General features: G+C 69.4%; 18 protein-coding genes. 7 read left to right on the top strand and 11 right to left on the bottom strand.

Annotation, left to right across the window (positions count from 1 at the left end; genetic code table 11):
• The first annotated feature begins 1 nt into the window (after position 1).
• A complete protein-coding gene (locus AB0M87_RS16210; protein ID WP_365853208.1) occupies positions 2-700 on the top strand; it encodes a hypothetical protein in 699 nt (232 codons plus the stop codon).
• 12 nt (positions 701-712) lie between these two features.
• Here AB0M87_RS16210 and AB0M87_RS16205 read toward each other — a convergent pair whose 3' ends face one another.
• From AB0M87_RS16205 to AB0M87_RS16190, 4 genes are all read right to left on the bottom strand, one after another.
• The gene (locus tag AB0M87_RS16205) at positions 713-1,156 is read right to left on the bottom strand and encodes a flavin reductase family protein (RefSeq protein WP_365853435.1); all 444 of its coding nucleotides are present in this window, start codon (positions 1,154-1,156) and stop codon (positions 713-715) included.
• Positions 1,157-1,230: 74 nt separating this feature from the next.
• Positions 1,231-1,641, bottom strand: a complete 411-nt coding sequence (locus tag AB0M87_RS16200; protein ID WP_365853433.1) for a N,N-dimethylformamidase beta subunit family domain-containing protein — start codon at positions 1,639-1,641, stop codon at positions 1,231-1,233.
• A 276-nt stretch (positions 1,642-1,917) separates the two neighbouring features.
• Positions 1,918-2,187 (bottom strand): hypothetical protein, encoded by a 270-nt coding sequence (locus tag AB0M87_RS16195; RefSeq protein WP_365853206.1) that lies wholly within the window; start codon positions 2,185-2,187, stop codon positions 1,918-1,920.
• 88 nt (positions 2,188-2,275) lie between these two features.
• Positions 2,276-3,175, bottom strand: coding sequence for a serine hydrolase (locus AB0M87_RS16190; protein ID WP_365853204.1), 900 nt, complete (start codon positions 3,173-3,175; stop codon positions 2,276-2,278).
• Positions 3,176-3,575: 400 nt separating this feature from the next.
• Between AB0M87_RS16190 and AB0M87_RS16185 the strand changes: the two genes are divergently transcribed.
• The 3 genes from AB0M87_RS16185 (at position 3,576) to AB0M87_RS16175 (ending at position 6,432) form a co-directional block, all read left to right on the top strand.
• Positions 3,576-3,773, top strand: coding sequence for a hypothetical protein (locus AB0M87_RS16185; RefSeq protein ID WP_365853202.1), 198 nt, complete (start codon positions 3,576-3,578; stop codon positions 3,771-3,773).
• A 228-nt stretch (positions 3,774-4,001) separates the two neighbouring features.
• The gene (locus AB0M87_RS16180; RefSeq protein WP_365853200.1) at positions 4,002-5,183 is read left to right on the top strand and encodes a glycoside hydrolase family 76 protein; all 1,182 of its coding nucleotides are present in this window, start codon (positions 4,002-4,004) and stop codon (positions 5,181-5,183) included.
• Positions 5,184-5,250: 67 nt separating this feature from the next.
• Positions 5,251-6,432: a glycoside hydrolase family 76 protein gene (locus AB0M87_RS16175; protein WP_365853198.1), complete on the top strand. Its 1,182-nt coding sequence runs from the start codon at positions 5,251-5,253 to the stop codon at positions 6,430-6,432.
• 25 nt (positions 6,433-6,457) lie between these two features.
• Here the strand turns inward: AB0M87_RS16175 and AB0M87_RS16170 are convergent, their stop codons facing one another.
• The 5 genes from AB0M87_RS16170 to AB0M87_RS16150 form a co-directional block, all read right to left on the bottom strand.
• Positions 6,458-6,595 (bottom strand): hypothetical protein, encoded by a 138-nt coding sequence (locus AB0M87_RS16170; RefSeq protein WP_365853196.1) that lies wholly within the window; start codon positions 6,593-6,595, stop codon positions 6,458-6,460.
• A gap of 134 nt (positions 6,596-6,729) precedes the next feature.
• A complete protein-coding gene (locus AB0M87_RS16165) occupies positions 6,730-7,218 on the bottom strand; it encodes an MSMEG_6728 family protein (protein ID WP_365853194.1) in 489 nt (162 codons plus the stop codon).
• Between the two features lie 37 nt (positions 7,219-7,255).
• Positions 7,256-7,696 carry a DUF2267 domain-containing protein gene (locus tag AB0M87_RS16160; RefSeq protein ID WP_365853192.1) on the bottom strand — a complete coding sequence of 147 codons (441 nt, stop codon included), beginning with the start codon at positions 7,694-7,696 and terminating at the stop codon, positions 7,256-7,258.
• Between the two features lie 106 nt (positions 7,697-7,802).
• Positions 7,803-8,198 carry a DUF2267 domain-containing protein gene (locus AB0M87_RS16155; protein ID WP_365853188.1) on the bottom strand — a complete coding sequence of 132 codons (396 nt, stop codon included), beginning with the start codon at positions 8,196-8,198 and terminating at the stop codon, positions 7,803-7,805.
• An 80-nt stretch (positions 8,199-8,278) separates the two neighbouring features.
• Positions 8,279-8,713, bottom strand: coding sequence for an Hsp20/alpha crystallin family protein (locus AB0M87_RS16150; RefSeq protein ID WP_365853186.1), 435 nt, complete (start codon positions 8,711-8,713; stop codon positions 8,279-8,281).
• A 127-nt stretch (positions 8,714-8,840) separates the two neighbouring features.
• Here AB0M87_RS16150 and AB0M87_RS16145 point away from each other — a divergent pair, with 127 nt between their 5' ends.
• Complete coding sequence (locus AB0M87_RS16145; RefSeq protein ID WP_365853184.1) at positions 8,841-9,539, top strand: type III effector protein; 699 nt, start codon at positions 8,841-8,843, stop codon at positions 9,537-9,539.
• Between the two features lie 105 nt (positions 9,540-9,644).
• Here AB0M87_RS16145 and AB0M87_RS16140 read toward each other — a convergent pair whose 3' ends face one another.
• The gene (locus AB0M87_RS16140; RefSeq protein WP_365853182.1) at positions 9,645-11,216 is read right to left on the bottom strand and encodes a carbohydrate-binding protein; all 1,572 of its coding nucleotides are present in this window, start codon (positions 11,214-11,216) and stop codon (positions 9,645-9,647) included.
• 320 nt (positions 11,217-11,536) lie between these two features.
• Between AB0M87_RS16140 and AB0M87_RS16135 the strand changes: the two genes are divergently transcribed.
• Positions 11,537-13,672, top strand: coding sequence for a SpoIIE family protein phosphatase (locus AB0M87_RS16135; protein WP_365853180.1), 2,136 nt, complete (start codon positions 11,537-11,539; stop codon positions 13,670-13,672).
• 249 nt (positions 13,673-13,921) lie between these two features.
• Positions 13,922-15,334 carry a dihydrolipoyl dehydrogenase gene (gene lpdA / locus AB0M87_RS16130; RefSeq protein WP_365853178.1) on the top strand — a complete coding sequence of 471 codons (1,413 nt, stop codon included), beginning with the start codon at positions 13,922-13,924 and terminating at the stop codon, positions 15,332-15,334.
• 146 nt (positions 15,335-15,480) lie between these two features.
• Here the strand turns inward: lpdA and AB0M87_RS16125 are convergent, their stop codons facing one another.
• The gene (locus AB0M87_RS16125) at positions 15,481-16,446 is read right to left on the bottom strand and encodes a pirin family protein (RefSeq protein WP_365853176.1); all 966 of its coding nucleotides are present in this window, start codon (positions 16,444-16,446) and stop codon (positions 15,481-15,483) included.
• Between the last annotated feature and the right edge of the window lie 99 nt (positions 16,447-16,545).

Here is a 16,545-nt window from a genome sequence, read left to right as displayed (position 1 = left end):
GATGAGCGGCATGCCGAACGCCGGCCGACGCCCGCGGCTCAACGTCGCGTACGGCTCGTGGGACCTCATCTGGTCCCACGTCCATCGCGTGCTGGTCGTCAACCTCGGTCTGGCGGCGGCCAACCTGCCGCTTCTCGTGGCCCTGCAGGCCACCCACCAGCCATGGGGGCACCCGATCGCCTTCCTGCTGCTCTCCCTGGGCATCGGCCCGTCGCTCGCGGCCGCCTTCGGCTACCTCGGGAGGGCGGAGAACGACGAACGCGCGCCCACAGCGGACTACTTCCGCGCCTACCGGCGCCTCTTCGCGCGGGCCGTGGCCATGTGGGCGCCGTTCGCGCTCCTCGCCGGCACCGCCGCAGCCGACGCGGTACTCCTCCGGGAGACCGCTCCGGTCCTCGCCCTTGTCCCGGCGCTCGTCGTCATCGCCCTGCTGGCCGGGAACTCGGGGGTGGTGGCCATGGTTCACGTGGCCACTGACGATTCGGTCCGCGTCGGCGGGCGGAGCTGTCTGGCCGCGCTCTACACCGTCACCCGGCGCTGGATGCTCGGGCTCATGAATCTCGGGCTGCTCGCCGTTGCCGTGCTGCTGGTCAACCAGGATCCGCTGCTGGGTCTGGCCGTGCTGCCGGGATGCGTCCTGTTCGTGGTCCGGCGGAACGCCGGCGCCATGCTCGCTGCGGCGCTTCCGGGGACGCGGTGACGGCTCTTCCGGTCAGGCCGGGTGGCCGGGGGAGAGGTGCACGACGTCGGTGAGGGAGAGCAACGGAGGACGGCCGGACGGGCGCGGGGATTCGGTTACCGGCGCCAGGAGAAAACCCATATGGTCGCCTCCCTCGAAACGATCGAGTACCCGTCCGACGAACCACGCCCAGGCATCATCCAGCACCGGTGCATCACCGTCCCGTGGCCGCCACCCGACACGGTCGAACTTGTCGACGTGGTCACCGGTCTCGCCGCCGAACAGAGCGGCCAGTGCTTCGTCCTCACGGCGCACCAGGTGTACACCGAGGTGTGTGGCCTGTCGCGCCACGCGGTAGGTGCGATTGGCCTTCGACAGCCAGACCACGTAGCGCACCGGGTGAATGGAACATTGCGAGGCGAAACCCACCAGGCACCCCGCCTGTTCCCCCGCTGCTGAGGCCGTCACGAGGTACATCGGGTAGTTGAGCACATCGGTGAACGTGTCGAGTTCCACAAGCCGACCGTACCCGGCCCGCCGGCGAATCGGCCTCACTCACGCGGCGGCGTAAGCGCCGTTGACGTTGTCCCGGGGCGCCGGCTGCGTCTTCCCGGCGGAGGCCTGCGGCGAAGACCCCGGCACCGCTCCGAGACCGCCCACCGGTTGTGGGCCGGCCAGGTCGCCGATGCGAGCATCAGCACCGTCCGGCCGGCGCCGCTGGGCGAGCGGACTACCAGCGGGACACACCGCTGATAGCCGTTCTCCGCATCCGGCCGGAGCGGATACGTGCACTCCGGCCGGATGCCGGCGTGGAACAGGGACCGGATGCGTCCAGCCCGCCTGAACCGTTCGGGTGCCGGAGAGCAGGCGCGGCTGCCCTGGGCGTGGCCGGGAATGCCGCCAGATCTCCGGACCAGCGCCGCCTGCGCTCCGCCGTACCGGCCGGCCCGGTAGGCCGACACCCGGAACCCCGGCGCGGTGGTCGACACGTACGGCCGGAACGTCTCTCCCGGCCGGACACTCACCTTGTCGGTGCAACCCTGAACGGCCTCGGGTGGACCGGTCGAACGGATAGGCCAGTCCCACGGTCGTTCACCGGCGCGTCCGGTGCGTCGCGCCCGGATACGCCATCCCGGCGATCGTGAACCCGAGCCGAGTCCCTGGAGACCCGCGCGGGCCGGAAGGCGGATCGGACGAGCAGCTGCGCCCAGGACCGGCTCGGATTCCGACGACGTCGGTCACCGGCCGTCCGGGTGATGCGCGGCCTGTCGCAATGCCCCAACCGTGGCCGTTGACACGCCCGCCCGCGCCACCCGATCGCGGCGCACCGCCCGCACCGCCCGCACCGCTCGTGGGCTCAGGCGACGTCGGTCCGCGATGTGACCGACCGGCCGCCGCCTTTCGATGTCGTCCCAGCTGCCGAAGCGGAAAGCCGCGGTGGCCCCCACTCTCTGCCCGGCCACGGTCTGCTCGGCCACTGTCCGGCTCTCGGCTATCTCAGATGTCATGCGTCTCAGGATGGCCCCGGGACGACGAACGCGCCCGGCGGCCCGAGCGACGGCCGGCCGCCACCCCGTCGTCGTGTTGCCGGCGCGTTCAGCCGCCGTCCGTCGTCGCGACCGCGCTGTCCAGGTCCCGGTGGATGACGCGGGAAGCTCCCTCGATGGTGGAGACGCCGTAACCCATGGTGTGGTTGTCCTGGGAGAGAACCGCCATCCCGTAGTCGTGGCCACCGCCGGTGAAGGCGCCGACACTGTGTACCCGCCACCCGTCGGTGGCGCGCTGCAGCCACCCGTTCTTGACATGCGCCGTCGCGGTGGTGGGTGCTCCGGTGGGTACGCCCCACCTCTGCTCGGGCACCACCCGTTTCATCAGGCCGAGTGCGTAGCCGCGGGCGCTCGGGCTGAGGACTGCGTTCTCCGTGGTCAGCAGCCGCATCAGGGTGACCTGGTCGGCTGCGGTGATCTGGGTGAGCCCCCAAGACCCGCCCGCCCCCGGGGTGGTCTGCCGCATCTTCGCCAGAGACAGGAAGTGCTTGACGCCGGCGACCTCGACCTCGCGCCACAGGGCGGAGGTCGAGTCGTTGTCCGACTTGGTGATCATGGCGGTGGCCAATTTCCCCTCCTTCGGCGTCAGCTTCCGGTGCGCCTCCTCGGCCCGCCGCAGCAGTGCCCCGAGGACGGTGACTTTGACGACACTGGCCGAGTCGAAGTGCTTTCCGGCGTTGAGCGTGCAGCTGGTCCCGGTGCGCCGGTCGTAGAGAGCCAGCGCCGACGTGCCGTGGCGCTTCTTGAGGGCATTCGCGATGTCCCGCGAGAGCTTGGGCGCCAGTCCCGGCTTGTTCGACGCACAGACGACCTTGGAGCCGCCGGCCACAGTGGCTGCGGCAGAGGTGTCGCTCGCGGCGGCGGGGCCCGCCGTCGTGAGCAAGGTCCCGGCGGCTACGGCAGCGGTCAGTCCGCGCAGCGCGCAGCTCGACAGCAGTGATCGGTGCATGAGGGTGAGTCCTGTTCCCACGGTGGCCTCGGGGCCTCTGGTGCCCCATCCGGCAAGGGCGTTCGGCGGGCAGCCCAGGCGCGGCCCACTGTGCGCGGCGGCTCGGATTCCCGTTCCTGGGTCGCAGCTACGGTACGGGTCTCCGTGACGAGAGCTTCGAAAAATGGGGACGAATTGTCCTATTTGACCGATGTAATGGCGTGTGATGTTCGCCAACTGTGCGCCCCGGCCGGGGAGTGTCGTCTGCGGATGCGCGGACATGCGGAGGCCGCCGAGGGCCTGTCGGAAGTGATACCCGACGCGCTGGGGGCCGGGAGTCGGATTGCCGGACGGACCGCTTGCGCGGGGGAGCAAGAAGGGCGTGTATCGGGTCCGGCTCGAGGGGTGCGGGGTCGCAAGCGTGATCGTCGGCAGGTGGACGGATAAGGAGAGCTACTGGCCCGGCGTCACCCCGGACGACACGGCGGTCGCGTTCGCGCCCGCATCCGGGCCGCAGCCATTGCTGGCCGCACAGCGCAGGCTGGACCAGTTCGGGGCACGCGTCCCCCGGGTGCTGTTGGCGGAAGCCGGTCGTCGACCCGGCGGCGCGCTGCCTTGATCCGGTTGTCGCCGCCGGCCACTTCCGCGAGGTCGCGCAGGGCCCATGCGCCTCTCGCTGGTCGCCGGTCCACTCCGACTCCCTCGACGACGCCTTCCCGACCCCTATTCCGTGAGCTTTCCCGCTTCCCATTGACGCCGGATCAGGTCCGCGAGTACCGTCGGCCGTCCGCCCTGACAACGTTGTCAGAGGTCCGAACTGATCGTCACGAACAGGGAGGGAGCGGGCATGCGTACGGGCACGCGGACGAAGAGCTACCGGAACAGAACCCTCTGCACGTTGCTGGCCGGGCTGCTGGCGATGCTGCTGGGAGCAGCGAGCCCGGCCGGCGCGGCCATGAAGCAGATGACGCCGCAGGGCAGGGCCGAGGCCGCCGCGGATGTGCTGATGCAGTCATACGATCAGGACACCGCCTGGTGGCCGTCCAGTTGGTGGAACTCGGCTGTCGCACTCACCACGATGATGGATTACATGCAGCGCACCGGGAACACCCGCCGGCTGCCCATCGTCGACCACACCTTCGAGGTCAACCGTGGTGCCTTCCCGGCCGGGGAGCGCAGCAGCGACCCGATCGATGGGGACTTCACCAGCCGCGCCATCGACGACTCCGAGTGGTGGGGCCTGGCGTGGTTGCAGGCGTACGACCTGACCGGCCAGCAGAAATACCTGAGCGAGGCGGTCACCATAGCCGACTACGTGCACGGTTACTGGGACACCAGCACGTGCGGCGGCGGGGTCTGGTGGGACCGGGAGCGGACCTACAAGAACTCCATCACCAACGGCCTGTACGTGCGACTCACCGCGGCACTGCACAACCGCATACCGGGCGATACGCTCTGGTCGGGCCGGGCGCAGACGGCTTGGACCTGGTTGGCCGGCAGCGGACTCATCAACAACTCGGGTCTGGTCAACGACGGACTGACCAACGACTGCCGCAACAACGGTGGGACCGTCTGGACGTACAACCAGGGCGCCGCGATCGGCGGTGCGTTGGAGGTCTACCGTGCCACCGGCGACCGGACCGCCCTGGCGACCGCCCGGCGCCTGGCCGACGCGGCGCTCGCTTCGCCCGACCTCGTACAGCGGGGCGTGCTCACTGAGCAGTGCGACGCCCTCGACCGGACCTGCGACGACAACGCCAAGCAGTTCAAGGGCGTTTTCATGCGCTCCATGATGGACCTGGCCGACACCACCGGCGATGGCACCTACCGCGCTTTCACCGTCCAGCAGGCGAACAGCATCTGGACCCGGGACCGGGACTCCCGGAACCGTTTGGGGCAGCGCTGGGCCGGTGCGGACCCCGCCGGTCATCCCAACGCCCATGACTGGCGTACCCAGGCCAGTGCACTGGGCGCCCTGGTCGCGGCGGTGCCCCGGCGCGCGTACCACGCCGTTGTGGCCGAGGGATAGGCCGCGGGCCCGGGGCGGCGTGCGGCTGCTGCTCGCGGAAGCCATCGACAACCAACGGAGGTATTCCATGCACGCGCGTCGTTCCCGGACCGTTCTGACCGGCGTTGTGCTCGCGGTGTTGGCTGCGGGGACGGTCTCCGCAGCCACGCCGGACCCGAGCCGGCCGGCCCCGGTGGACAGAGCGGAAGCGACGGCACGGGCCACCGCCGCATACGCCGCTCTGCAGAAGTACCTCGGCACGACCGACGGTTCCGGGCTTTTCCGCGAGCAGTACCCTGCAGCCGCCGACGACAACCCGTACTCGTACGAATGGCCGCACTCCCAGTTTCACATCGCCGCGCTCGACATCTCGGTGGTGGACCGGCGTTACGAGACGCAACTGGCCGACGTCGCCAAGTCCCAGGAGCATTACTGGAATACGGCCGGCGGAACGACCGGACTCCCGGGCTACGCCTCCTACCCCGTCTCCCCGTACGGCTCGGGCGGCGACATGTTCTACGACGACAACGAGTGGGTGGGACTGGAGAAGGTCCAGCGCTACCTGCAGGCCGGCGACCCTGCCGCGCTGTCGCGCGCCGAGCAGACCTTCGAGCTCGTCGAGTCGGGCTGGGACACCGACCCCGGCCACGCAGATCCAGGAGGCGTCTTCTGGACCCAGGCCGGATGGAGCCAGGCCCGCAACACCGTGTCCAACATGCCGGCCGCCGAACTCGGGCTCCGGCTCTATCAGATCACCGGCCGACGCAGCTATCTGGACTCGGCCGAACGGTTCTACGACTGGACCAACACCTACCTGCAGAGCCCCGACGGACTGTACTGGGACAACCTCGACCTGAAGGGCTCCATCGACAAGACCGTGTGGTCCTACAACCAGGGGGTGCCGATCGGTGTCAACGTCCTGTTCTACGAGGTAACCCACGACCGCGCGTACCTGCGCCGGGCCGAGCGGGTCGCCGAGGCCGCCTACACCCACTACGTCACCGAAGGACGTCTGCTCACGCAGCCGCCCTACTTCAACTCGATCTTCTTCAAGAACCTCCTGCTGCTCGAATCGGCGACCGGCGGAAACAAGTACCTGAAGGCGATGGCCGACTACGCGGACCAGGTGTGGGCGAAGCTGCGCGACCCCGGGACCGGCCTCGTGCGGTTCGACGCCGGCGGCACCACTCAGGCCATCCAGCAGGCGGCAGTCGCGCAGATCTACGCCGTGCTCGCCTGGCCGCGCGGCAAGTGGCCGACGCTGTACTGACCGACGTGCTCGGCCGGGCGCAGACTCACTCGCGGTCCGGGTCCTCGCCCTCGGCCTGGGATGGCGTTGTGCGGGGAACCTCGGACGGCCCCGCGGTGCTCTCCGGTTCCTCCTCTTCGTCGTCGCGCTCGCCCTCGGCCTGTGACGGAGTGGATTCACTCATCGCTTTCTCCTCTCGCGCACAGAAACGGTCTTCCTCTTCTGTGAGGGACCTGCGAGTGCCCGGCCCGGGACCTCACAAACGCGTGGTCCCGAGCCGCTGAGGAGCGCGGTGGGTGCTCCGCGCCAGGCCGGCGGCTATTCCGCGCCCGGCCGCGGTTCCGCAGCACGGTCCGACGCCGGCCATACGTACGGCAGGTCGTCCGGCACCCCGGGGAACCGGCCCCGGTAGTAGTCCGGATCCTTGCGCAGCAGGGCCGACTGGTGGCTGCGGTGGAACTCCCGGGCGCCGAGCCACGGCGGGAGGTCACCGTCCACGCCGAGCCGGAGCTGGGTCCGCACCGTTGCGTCCGGCAGCCAGCTCCGGAAGTCGTTCACCAACGTGACAGCGCAGGTGTCGGCGTTCCCCAGGGCCGTCCACACCCGGCACACGTCCAGCCCGTAAAGGACCAGCGCCTCCTCGTACCCGGCCCACATGCGGACCGCCGGATGCCTGCGCCAACCGTAGCCGGGCACGGTCAGCCCGCGGAACACCTGCAGCGCCTCGACCCGCTGCTTGCCCAGCCGCCGGGGGTCGAGCGCGGTTGCTGATCGGGTGAAGTCGGGAAAGGGAAGAAATGTCTGCATGTGACGTCTCTACCCGCCGGAGCGCCTTCGGCGTCGGCTATGCGGCCTGTACGAGTTCGGCGCGGCCGAACAGGAGCGCGTAGCCGGAGGGGAGCTGGGCGAGGATCCGGTCGAGGAGGTCCGGGCCGGCGAGGCGGGCGACGACGGCCAGCACGGTTCCGGTGTCCCAGCGTGCCGTGGCGGGGGTGCCACCGGTGCGGGTGGCGAGGTCCTTGACCATGCCCCAGCCGGTGAGCGGTTCGGTGTCGGGTACCTGTCCGGCGAAGATGCGGGCGGCCTCGGAAGGAAGACGAGCGGCGAGGGCGACGCGTTCGTCGCCGGTGAGCTGACGGCCCAGTGCGGCCAGCACGGCGCGGGTGACCTCCTCTGCACGTTCGCGCGTGGGATACACGCCGTCGTAGCGGACTGTTTCCAGCATCCGGTCGAACGTCATGTCCGGCGCGGACGAGGTCTGCTCGGGTAGCGGGAGGGGAGACATCGGTGCGGTGTGCCTTTCTCGTTCCGAGGGTCGTCGGCGGTTCTGCGGACTCGGGCAGTTGCCGCCTTCGCTACTGACTTCCAAGGTTGGTGGGGCGCTGGTGGGTTCAGGTGGGGTCGGGTCGGCCGAAGAGAAGGTCGTAGCCCGGGGGGAGCTGGAGCAGGGCACGACGGGTGAGTTTTTGACCCGCCACATCAGCGGTCACGCTCAGTACGGCGCTGACGTCCCAGGTCGCGGTCTGTTCGGTGGCTCCCTCGATCCACGCCGCAGTGGCCCGCACGAACCGTTCCGGTGAAAGGGGCTCGGCGGACTGGAGCGGGTTGAGCAGGATCAGGGCGAAGGTGTCCGGTAGCCGGGCGGCCAGCTCGGCCCTGATGTCGCCCACCAGGTGGGCGCCCAGCAGGGCCAGCACGGTACGCGCCGCCCGTTCGGCTTCCTCATGGGTGCCGTATTGTCCGCGTTCCTGAACCTGGTCGAGGAACGCTTCCCATCGTAGGGTCACCGCTGCCTCCTGGCGCCGGTGCGCAGGGGAGGGCGGGCCAGAGGGAGATCACTTCCCGCCCTCCGCTGCTGCGGGGTTGTTCAGCTGCTGATCTGTGGGTGCACGGACTCTCCGCCGATGGCGATCTTCCGGGGCTTGGCGCGCTCGGCGATCGGGATCCGCAGGGTGAGGACCCCGGCGTCGTAATCGGCCCTGATGCGTTCCGTGTCCAGGGTGTCGGCCAGGACCAGTTGGCGCGAGAAGACACCCAGCGGGCGCTCGGAGAGCTCCATCTGCACGTCTTCGGCCTTGGTTTCCGGCCGGCGCTCCGCCTTGACGGTCAGCATGTTCCGCTCGACGTCGATGTCGATCGCGTCCTTGGCGACGCCCGGAAGGTCCAGAGCGATGACGTACTCCTCGCCCTCGCGGTAGGCGTCCATGGCCATCGCCGAGGGCCTGGACCAGGTCCCCGTCGTACCTGTCAGCTGCTGGGCGATCCGATCGAGTTCGCGGAACGGGTCGGTGCGCATCAACATCGCGAAACACCTCCAAAAGGTTCAGGCAGTAGCTGCCAATGCGCTTCGTCCCCGCTGTTGTAACATGTCATCGGAACGATGACAAGCTTGGCGTCATCTGGAGGGTGACATCAACGGAAGGCGACCCATGACCACATCCGAGCACTCCGACCAGGTCGGCGACCCCACCTCCTTCTTCGCTGCGTCGGCGGCACTGCGCGCCGCCGACGAGGCCCTTCGGACCGCCCGCACCCCGCAGGACGGGCCACGCCCGGAGCGCGGGCAGGCCAGCTCCGAGCAGGCCAGCTCCGAGCAGGCGCTGGCCGCCCTGCTCCTGCTGCGCGAACTGCGCGAGCAACTCGCCGGCTGGGAGGCGGGACTGATCGAAGCGGCCCGTGCGGCCGGTACCAGCTGGGCAGACCTGGCCCACCCCCTCGGCGTCGCCAGCCGACAGGCCGCCGAACGGCGCTACTTGCGCGTACGCCCCGGCCCCCCCGGCACTACCGGGGAGGAGCGGGTACAAGCCACCCGCGACCGCCGTGCCGCCGACCGCACGGTCACCGGTTGGGCCCGCGACAACGCGGCACACCTGCGCCAGCTCGCCGGCCAGATCATCGCCCTCACCGATCTCCCCGCCGGTGACCGTGGCCCCCTCACCGAAGCCCTCGCCGACAACGACGCCGCCCGCCTCCTTGCGCCCCTGCTGCACAGCCGCGCTCACCTGGAAGCCCGGAACCCCGATCTCGCGGCCCGCGTCGACACCATCGCCGGCCATACCGACGAGCTCCGCCGGGGCGACGACAGCCCTCACCGCACCTCCACAGACACGACCGGCCGGCTCGGGTGACGCGCCGGACCACCACCGAGGCAGGAGAGCAACTCTCCGGGGCCGCCTCTCCGGGTGCCCCGGAGAGGCCATACCTGTGGGACCGGCACCGTTGACCGTGGTGGGTTACGGCGTCACCGCATTGCCGCCGAAGGTCACCACGAGGTGACCGTCTGCGGCGAAGGACCACTTCAGCGCGCCGGCGTATGACGAGCACCGGGACCCGTTCGTGCCGGACCAGAACTGGTTCGAGCTGTCGGCGTCCCCCACGGTCTTGTCGTTCGACCCGTCGCTGCTGCGGCAGGATGTGTTGTTCCGGAACACCGATGTGCCTTTGTCGAAGGAGAAGTTGCGCTCAGCGTTGTCGATGCTGACGTTGTCCGATATCGACATCGTGCCGGGGTTGCTGTTGTAGGTGAATCCGTGGTGGCCGTTGTCGTAGGCGATGTCACGCCGTACGACGTGGTCGACCTTGATGTCGTCGCCGCCGAGCTTGTAGCCGTTGCGGTCGCCGCTCGCGTTCGTGGTGCCGTCGGTGAGGGTGCCGTTGCCGTAGGAGAGCGAGTCCTCGATGGTCACCGGCCCGATAGGACCGGTGGCGGTCTTGGTGTAGAGATCCCAGCCGTCATCGATGTTGTTGTGGGACACGTCGTAGCGGAAGACGTTTCCGGGGCCGGCCGTGAGCTTCGCGGCGAAGCCGTCGGCGTCCTCGCCGTCGGAGTCGGCGTTGTCGTGCGACTCCGAGCTCAGGATGAGGTTGTTCGACGGCCACTGGTTGTCGGGGGTGGAGGAGGCGATGCGCGAGATCTGCAGCCCCGAGTCGTGGTTGAAGCGCGTCACCGTGCGCTCGATGATGTTGTCGCTGCCGCCGACGAAGATCCCGTTGTCACCGGCATGTTCGACGACGATTCCGTCGACGTGCCAGTAGGAGCCGTTCACGGCGAGGCCGCGGTTCGCCGGGTCCTCGCTCATGGCCGAGAAGTTCAGCACCGGGGTCTCACCCGGGTAGGCGGTCAGTTGCGTGCGGGCACTCGATGTGCCGTTGTTGCCCGGCGGGATGGTGACCGTCTGCGCGTAGTGGTAGGTCCCGCCGCGCACGTAGATCGTTCCGCCCGGAGTGACGCGGCCGATCGCCGACGCGAGCGTCGTCGGGTCCGCCTCCGTTCCGGCAGCGCTGTCGCTGCCGTTCGGCGCCACGTACAGCGCCGTGCCGGTCTGCGGTGGGGCGCTGCTCACCTCGACGTCGAGGTAGTCGATGTTGGCCAGTCCGGCGGAGGTGGTGGGGCTGAGCCTGATGGTGTTGCTGCCCGACTTCACCGGCACCGTGACCGTCTGCGTCGCCCAGGTATTCCAGGCGCCGGTGGCTTCGAACGACGCGGAGGTGGCAGCCGATCCGTTCGCGGTGACGGCCGCGGGCCGTGCGGTGGTGGTTCCGTTGGCGTAGCGGACCTTCAGCGTCGCCGTGCCCGACGTGGCGGCGTTCACGGTCAGCTGTGCGTAGGCGCCGACCGCGTTGTTGCCGTTGCAGAACCCGTTCCCGGAGTAACCGGCCCAGTTGGAGTCGATCGTGCCGGTACAGATCGCCTGCGCGTTCTCGGCCTCATAGCGGGTGGACGCGGCCTGTGCCGTATTGCCGGACAGCGCGACGAGCGTGCCGGCCAGCAGGCTGACGCACGCGAAAGCAGGTCGTAATTGCATCGTTTGTCTCCAGGTGGTTGGGTTCGCCCCCATTCAGGGAGCGAGGGGATTGGTTCGACAGCTGGAACGAACCGGACGGCCGGACCTCGCGGGGATCCGGTGCGTAGGAAGCGCTTTCCCCGGACGCTAAGGCGTTGCCGTGGACGCGTCAATATGCGGATGCTTGATTATTATTCATGAACATGAACGACGTCCGGGCCGCGCATAGAGAAGCTCCCGGTGCTCCCCGGGATATCGCGGCGTCATCGGGTACTCGGCCCGGGTCCGGTCCTGTACACCCTGCTCGGTAGGCCGGCATCCGGAGACGCTGGAGGTGCATCGTGACCAGCGCAAGTGACCCGGCGGCCCATGCCGGCGGGGTGGATGCGGCGCTCGTCGAAACGGTGCGCCGGACCGGGGCTTCCATCGGTGCGCTCTTTCTGCTCGACCCGGCCGAGAACGTCCTGCGCCTCGAGGTACTGTCCGGGGCGCCGGTGGAGTTCGCCGCTCCATGGGGCCGAGTGCCGGTGGGGGGCCCGGCTCCGGTGGCCGAGGCGATCCGGGAGAATCGGCTTGTCTGGGTGGGCAGTCAGGAGGAGATGGCGCGGTCCTATCCACGCACGGCCATGGCACTGCCCTACCCGTTCGCGCTGGCCGCCGCACCCGTGACGGGCATCCGGCAGTGGGGTTCTCTGCTGCTGCTGTGGCCGGCCACCCGTCCACCGAACATGACGCGGCGGGAGCAAGGTCATGTCGCCGCCAGCTGCCGAATGCTGGCTCGGACGCTTGAGGAAGCCGTTGAGGCCGGGATGTTCCCGTTCCCGGGCGGCCGACCACGGGCGCTTCCCGTCGAGACCGGCGGCCCGGTCTCCGGGCCCGCGCTGGCCGCCGCCGACTTCGCCGAGCGCCTGCCCGGCGGTTGTTGTGCGCTCGACCTCGAGGGGCGCATCACCTTTCTCAGTTCCCGCGGCGCCGGGCTGTTGGGCCGCGAGGCCGGTCAGTTGCTGGGGACGCTGCCGTGGCAGTCGTTGCCCTGGCTCGACGACCCCACCTACGAGGACCGCTACCGCGCCGCCGTCATCAGCCGCGAGCCCGTTGCGTTCGCTGCTTGCCGGCCACCGGACCGGTGGCTGGACTTCCACCTCTACCCGGACGCCAGCGGCATCAGCATCCAGATCATTCCCACCGGCGCCCAGCCCCCGCCCAGACCGGCTGCCCGGCTGTCCACGCACACCGCCACGCCGGCCCGCGCGGGGCAGCTCTACCAACTGATGCACCTGGCCGCGGCCTTGACCGAGGTCGTCGGCGTCCAGGACGTGGTGGATCTCATCGCCGACCAGATCATGCCCGCCTTCGGCGCCCAGGGCCTGGTCCTGTCCGCCGCGGAGGCCGGCCGGCTACGGATCACCGGTCACCGCGGCTACCCCTCCCGGGCCATCGAGCGCCTCGACGGCCTCCCCGTCGACACCGGTTTCACGCCCGCCGGGCAAGCTCTCACCAGCGGTATCCCTTCGTTCTTCGCGGAGCCGCAGGAAATGCAGCGGAGCTACCCGGACGCTCCGCTGGTCAGCGGTAAGCAAGCCTGGGCCTTCCTGCCGCTGAACATCTCGGGACGGCCGGTCGGCTGCTGCGTCCTGTCCTACGAGCACCCGCACACGTTCTCCGCCGAAGAACGCGCCGTCATGACCGCGCTCGCCGGGCTCATCGCCCAGGCACTCGACCGTGCCCGCCTGTACGACACCAAGCATCAGCTCGCCCATGGTCTTCAGCAGGCACTTCTGCCGCACACCCTTCCCGGCATCCCCGACCTGCACGTCGCCGCGCGTTACCTGCCCGCCACCCGCGGCATGGAAATCGGCGGCGACTTCTACGACCTCATCCGACTCGGTGGCACCGCCGCCGCGGCCGTTATCGGAGACGTCCAGGGGCACAATGCGGCCGCTGCCGCGCTCATGGGCCAGGTGCGCACCGGGGTCCACGCCCACGCCACCCTGGGAACACCGCCCGACCAGGTCCTCGCCAGGACCAACCGCCTCCTCATCGACCTCGACCCCGGTCTGTTCACCAGCTGCCTCTACGCCCATCTCGACTTCGACCGCCGGCGCGTCTGCGTCGCCAGCGCCGGACACCCGCCGCCACTCGTGCGCCTGCCGGACCGCCGCACGTTCCCCCTTGACGTCACACCTGGGCCACTGCTGGGCATCGAGCCCGGCGCCACCTATCCGGTCACCGAGATCCCGTTCACGCCGGGACTTCTGCTCGCCTTCTACACCGACGGTCTCGTCGAAACCCCGGGAATCGATCTCGACGATTCCATCGCAGACCTTGCACGCCGTCTCGCACGCGCCGACGACCGGGATCTGTACCTCCTCATCGACTCCCTGCTGGAGCAGGTACGTCCCGCCCGGCAGCGCGCCGACGACCTGGCCTTCCTCGTCCTGCAGAGCAGAACGCACGCGAGCGGACCCCGAAGGTGACGAAGCGGTCAGCGGCTTGCTGTCGCCGGTGCATCGATCAGTGCACCGGCGAGGCCCAGGGCCCCCTCCACGGCAATGTCCTGCTGGCCACCGACGCGGTTTCGGCTCAGCACGCGAGGCTGCCCCGGCTCATGGGGCATGCTGGCAAAGGAAGATCGGGTGGCAGCCGGTGGAGCGGTGAACGGGCTGTGCGACCGGGAGTGAGCGGGTCCTCTCAGGAGGGGGGCCGCCCAGCGAAAGGGAACGTTCATGGACGAGCAGGGCGAGCACTTCGACGTCGTCGTACTCGGAGCAGGTCCGGGCGGCTATGTCGCCGCCGTTCGCGCGGCTCAGTTGGGCAAGCGGGTCGCGGTTGTCGAGGAGAAGTACTGGGGCGGCGTCTGTCTGAACGTGGGCTGCATCCCCAGCAAGGCCCTGCTGCGTAATGCCGAGCTGGCGCACATCTTCACGCGCGAGGCGAAGACCTTCGGCATCAAGGTGGAGGGGCAGGTCTCCTTCGACTACGGCGAAGCGCACCGCCGCAGCCGTAAGGTGGCGGACGGCCGGGTCAAAGGCGTCCACTTCCTGATGAAGAAGAACAAGATCACGGAGATCAGCGGGCGCGGCACGTTCCGCGACCCGCACACGCTCGAGGTGGCCGACTACGACGGCAACACCCGCACGATCGGCTTCGATCACTGCATCGTCGCCACCGGCGCGACGCCGAAGCTACTGCCCGGCACCCGCCGGACCTCGCGCGTGGTGACGTTCGAGGAGCAGATCCTCGCGGATGAGCTCCCGCAGTCCATCGTGATCGCTGGTGCCGGTGCGATCGGTGTCGAGTTCGCGTATGTCCTGCACAACTACGGCGTGAAGGTGACGATCGTCGAGTTCCTGGACCGTGCAGCGCCTCTGGAGGACGCCGAGGTGTCCGCCGAACTCGCCAAGCAGTACCGGAAGTTGGGTATCGACGTCCTCACCTCGACCCGGGTCGAGTCGATCGACGAATCGGGTCCGCAGGTCCGTGTGACGGTCACCGGCAAGGACGGCTCCCAGCAGGTCCTGGAGGCCGAGAAGGTGCTCCAGGCGATCGGCTTCGCCCCGAACGTCACCGGCTACGGTCTGGAGAAGACCGGTGTGCGGGTCACCGAGCGCGGTGCGATCGAGGTGGACGGTCGCTGCCGCACCTCCGTGCCGCACATCTACGCCATTGGTGACGTCACCGCGAAGCTGATGCTCGCGCACGCGGCAGAGGCGATGGGCGTGGTCGCCGCGGAGACGATCGCGGATGCGGAGACCATGGAGCTGGACTACGCGATGATTCCGCGAGCCACCTTCTGCCAGCCGCAGATCGCCAGTTTCGGCTATACGGAGGCGCAGGCGAGGGAGAAGGGCTTCGACGTCCAGGTGGCGAAGTTCCCATTCACCGCGAACGGCAAGGCGCACGGCCTGGGTGATGCGAGTGGCTTCGTGAAGCTGATCAGCGACGGCAGGTACGGCGAGCTGATCGGCGGTCACCTGATCGGCCCGGACGTCACCGAACTGCTGCCCGAGCTGACCCTGGCCCAGCAATGGGACCTCACCGTCCACGAGGTCGCCCGCAATGTCCACGCCCATCCGACCCTGGGTGAGGCTGTGAAGGAGGCCGTGCACGGCCTCGCCGGACACATGATCAACATGTGACGAGGGCGATCGAGGCGATGGCGTCCCCTAGGAACGGGGAAGGTGATCGCCGGCGGACCGGCGGACCGGCGGGGTCCGCCGGACCCCGCGGCGGCGGTCTGGCAGCCGGGCGGGCCGACGGGCCGCCACGGGGGTTGCGGTGCGGCTCAGCGCACCCGTCCGCGTGGTTTCAGTGGTACGGGCGGGAGCTCCGGGGCAGGCAGCCGACCGCCGTCGTAGCCATGCACCTCGCCGAAGCGAGTCCCGGACATCCAGTCCGAACGAGCCCGTGCGATCTCTTCGTGGGAGCGGCCGACGAAGTTCCACCACATGACGATCTCCTCCTCGAACGGCTCGCCGCCCAGCAGCATCAGCCCGGCGTCCGACCTGGCGCGCAACGGCAGTTCCGTGCGGCCGCAGCCGAGGTAGAGCATCGAGCCGGGTTCCAGCGGCACACCGTCGGCGGACGCCTCGCCGGACATCGCGAGGACCGCGTACTCGAAGTCGGGTTCGAGCGGCAGGGCGGTTGCCGCTCCGGCGGAGAGGGACAGATCGGCGCCGACGAGCGGGCTGTACGTCGTGCCGGGGGAACGGGACCCGTCGAGCTCGCCGAGGATCACGGTTGCCGTGAGGCCCGGGGCGATGACGGTGGGCAGTGCGCTGTGGTGCTCGAAACGCGGCTCGACGTTGCGGTGCTGGTCGGGGAGCGCGACCCACAGCTGTGCGCCGTGCAGCAGACGGGGGTGCGGACGGGGACTCTCCTCGGAGTGGCTGATGGCCCGGCCCGAGGTCATCAGACCCAGCTCGCGCGGGCGCACCGTCTGCAGGCTGCCCAGACTGTCCCGGTGCAGCACCTCTCCGTCGTGCAGCCAGCTCACCGTCTGCAGGCCCGTGTGCGGGTGGGGCGGTACCTGCATTCCCGGCTCGTCCGCGATGTCGTCGGGGCCGTAGTGATCGACGAACGCCCATGCGCCGACCATGCGCCGGCCGAGATTGGGGAGCAGCCTGCGTACCTCGGTCGATTCGCCGAGCTTGACCTGTCGGGGACTGAGAAGTTCACGTACCGGTTCGGCCGCGACGAACCCACGGCCACCGCAGACGGAGAGCGTCGCCGGGCGCTCGAGATTGCTCATGCCACCCAATCTAATCCAGCGCGCCCCGGCGCTGCCCGAGCAGCGCCGCGATCCGTGCCGCGCACCGGAGAACCCCTGCATGAATCGATTCATAACCGT

The sequence above is a fragment of the Streptomyces sp. NPDC051320 genome (assembly GCF_040682175.1).
Lineage (GTDB): Bacteria > Actinomycetota > Actinomycetes > Streptomycetales > Streptomycetaceae > Streptomyces.
This window is presented reverse-complemented; position numbering and strand designations above follow the sequence as displayed.